This is a genomic window from Radiobacillus sp. PE A8.2 (assembly GCF_045635475.1).
In the GTDB taxonomy this organism is placed as follows: domain Bacteria; phylum Bacillota; class Bacilli; order Bacillales; family Amphibacillaceae; genus JBJGXI01.
The window spans coordinates 1-3,401 of sequence record NZ_JBJGXI010000094.1 but is presented as its reverse complement, the minus strand read 5'-3'; the positions used below and the strand labels follow the sequence as shown (position 1 = coordinate 3,401).

The following is a 3,401-nucleotide window of genomic DNA, read 5'->3' as shown; positions in this document are numbered from 1 at the left end:
TTAGTATCATTATAATAATTGTAAAGTATATATCTTATAAGGATTTCTGCAAATCCGAAAGATTGCCGAAGAGGAACAGCTTGTTGAGGTGAATTGCAACTCTGCTTATATTAATCAAAAGTTGATCGATCATAGCTTATATGTTTATCAGGCGAATAGTGTATCCAATTTGAAAATGAATAGTAGTACTTGATCATGCGGATATTTGTAAGAGAGAATTGAAATCAGACCCTGTTATAATAAAAGCACGCTTCCTTATGAAGTGTGCTTTTTTCTAAGCTATGCCGACTCTAGATTCACTTGTTGATTTATTTTAGTGGCTGCTCTGTGAGCATCAATGATACCCCAAATCCATAAAATTGGTGTAGTGATGAAACCAATAATGATGAGCATTAATAACCATGAGATAAAATAGGATATAATGAATAAAATGCCTTTCCCGACTTGACCGTTGTAAATTTGTCCTAGTCCACAAATGAAAAAAGATAATACCGCCGCTATCCCTGCATTTTTCAATTTAAAACCCTCCTAATCTACACTATAAATACTTGAATAAGAGATACTGTTTAATTATATTTAAATAAAGCAAGAATATTACATTTAAACTGAGCAACTTCAAAATTTTCCAACTGGTGGGTCATTTCATAGTTTTCCTATGCAGCTATTCACGTCACATTGAGCGAGATTTTTGCGAGCAAGATGAAGAGCATTTCTAGTAGGAGGGCGTAAAATTTAAGGACGAATAAACACTGAAGTTTTACTACTATTTATAATTTACATAGTTATCTTGCTTGAAAATCTTTTCGTGGTTATAGCCAAGAGATGGGGTTTTGAACAACCTCCTAAAGCAAAAATATTTTATAATATTACACACGTTAAAAGTTGAGGAGGAGTTTTAGTGTATAAAGTAGATATAAACTGTGATATGGGGGAAAGTTTTGGTACATATACTAAAGGCGCTGACGAAGAAATGCTAGATTATGTAACGTCTGCAAACATTGCTTGTGGCTTTCATGCTGGAGATCCGACAACAATGCGTAAGACGGTAGCAATGGCTTTAAATAAAAATGTAGGTATTGGTGCACATCCTGGACTACAGGATTTAATGGGCTTCGGCAGAAGGAATATCGATATTTCTCCGCAAGAGACTTATGATTTAATTGTATATCAGATCGGTGCTTTACATGCGTTTGTAAAAGCGGAAGGTGGCCAATTACAGCATGTTAAACCGCATGGCGCTTTGTATAATATGGCAGTGAAAAATCGCTCATTGGCTAAAGCTATTGCCGAAGCGGTATATAAAGTAAATTCGGATTTAATCCTAATTGGTCTAGCTGAGAGTGAACTTATTAAGGCTGGTAAGGAAATCGGATTACACACTGCGAGTGAGGTTTTTGCTGATCGGACGTATCAAGAGGATGGCACGTTAACTTCAAGGATCGAGTCTAATGCATTGATCAGAGATAAAGACGTTGCTGTTAAACGAGTGGTTCGCATGGTTAAAGAACGAAAGATTACTTCCATTAATAAAAAAGACGTATCGATAACTGCTGATACGATCTGTATTCATGGTGATGGTGCTCAGGCACTGGAATTTGCTAAATATATACGAAAATCATTACATGAATCTGGAGTTGAAGTAAAAAGGTTAATCAGTAGTTGAGGACTCCAATTTAAAATAAACTGCTCTTAGAATTTAAAATATAATTCATAGTCAATATAAAGGGGAATTGTTATGGTGATGAACGAGAGAATTAATGTCGCAGGACTTGATTTTAATTGGAATGTAGAAAAGGGTGAATTCCAATTCGAAGAAAGAGACGCTGTATTATTTTGGATAAAAAGTGCCATGAAAGTATTTTTTGATACGATAGAGGAAATCTCAGGTATAGAATCCTATAATTTAGTGCTTGAGACCGCAGGCTTTAGACAAGGCATTCAAGTAGGGGAATATTTTGAAAAAATGAAGGAAGTAAAGCCTGCTAAAGCTGCAGAATTAATTACTCATACTTATGCTGCTGCAGGATGGGGTAAGTTTGTAATTGAAGATCTAGATATACACGCAAAGACATTTACGGCGTACCTTACAGATAGCTGGGAACATAAAATAAATGTTGCGCAAGAGAAGCAAATAGGGGGGGACTTTCTTCCTGCTCATTTTGCTGGTATTTTCACAGGGTTATTTGATACGAATATGTGGTACGAAGTGAAGCATTTTCAATTAGAAGGATATGAATCTACTAAAATTGAGTTTTTCCCTTCAAATGTAAATATTTCTGATAACATTCACCAGCTAGCGAGAAAGAAGGAAATGGAACATATTGTTCATCTAGAGGCGCTCGTTGAAGACAAAACGAGAGATCTTAAAGATCAAGTTAAAAAACTATCTTCTCCAATAATACCTGTGCTTGAAGGGATTGTGGTAGTACCATTAATAGGAGAGTATGATGAGGAGCGGTCAGAAGAATTATTTACTAAGACACTATATAACTTACCGAAGTATAAGGCCAGCTATCTTATTTTAGATTTGTCTGGAATAGATATACATATTGACCTAAATACTGCTGTTCTCATAGAAAGAATAGGTGTTGCTGCGTCTCTAATTGGTACAAAAACTATATTAGTTGGAATTTCAGCTGGGTTTAGCCAAGTACTTACTAAACTAGAAATTCAGTTTTCAACATTTGACTGTTTTCATAATTTGCAACACGGTGTCCACTTTGCACTGGCTCAGCTCGGAAGTAGAATTGTGAAAGGCTAAGCGAAATCCTAGACTAGGATTTGTTGCTTGTATACTGAGTTTTGCCTTGCCTAAGGTTGGTTACATAATTGTAGCTTATTCATATATAATAATGATAGATTTAGTATGGATAATTTTGGATCGATATTATCTATTGCATTCCATGATGCAGCGTGGTATATTAATAAACGTCGCTTCACAAGAAACACATCATAACAAAAAAAGTTATTGACACTGTTCTTGCGAAATGATATATTAATAAAGTCGCTTTTGAGAGGCGAACGAATAAGAATAAAAAAAGTTATTGACAATGAGTTGATGATTTGATAAGATATTAAAGCTGTCGTTGAAAGAAACACACAGCGGTTTGATCCTTGAAAACTGAACAGAACAATCAAGTATGTTAAGAAAATGATTTGCAAGTAATCTTGTAAATTAATGAAGTTTCTTTCACTTGTGAAAGAAACTTGCTAGTGCTTTTAATGAGTAAGTAAAACTCATACATTATATGGAGAGTTTGATCTTGGCTCAGGACGAACGCTGGCGGCGTGCCTAATACATGCAAGTCGAGCGCGTGAAACTTACGGATCCTCATCTGAGGTGAAGTAAGTGGAACGAGCGGCGGACGGGTGAGTAACACGTGGGCAACCTGCCTGTAAGA

General features: G+C 35.7%; 3 protein-coding genes and 1 rRNA gene. 3 read left to right on the top strand and 1 reads right to left on the bottom strand.

Translation table 11 applies throughout. The annotated features are described in order from the left end of the window. Nucleotides 1-279 precede the first annotated feature (279 nt). Entirely contained in the window at nucleotides 280-516 is a 237-nt protein-coding gene (locus ACI6MV_RS24750; protein WP_407272977.1) for a hypothetical protein, read from the bottom strand. A 382-nt stretch (nucleotides 517-898) separates the two neighbouring features. Between ACI6MV_RS24750 and ACI6MV_RS24745 the strand changes: the two genes are divergently transcribed. The 3 genes from ACI6MV_RS24745 to ACI6MV_RS24735 all read left to right on the top strand — a co-directional run. Then, nucleotides 899-1,663, top strand: a complete 765-nt coding sequence (locus ACI6MV_RS24745) for a LamB/YcsF family protein (RefSeq protein ID WP_407272976.1) — start codon at nucleotides 899-901, stop codon at nucleotides 1,661-1,663. A gap of 72 nt (nucleotides 1,664-1,735) precedes the next feature. Then, nucleotides 1,736-2,761, top strand: a complete 1,026-nt coding sequence (locus ACI6MV_RS24740; protein ID WP_407272975.1) for an STAS domain-containing protein — start codon at nucleotides 1,736-1,738, stop codon at nucleotides 2,759-2,761. Nucleotides 2,762-3,245: 484 nt separating this feature from the next. After that, nucleotides 3,246-3,401, top strand: a 16S ribosomal RNA gene (locus ACI6MV_RS24735); the annotation flags it as partial.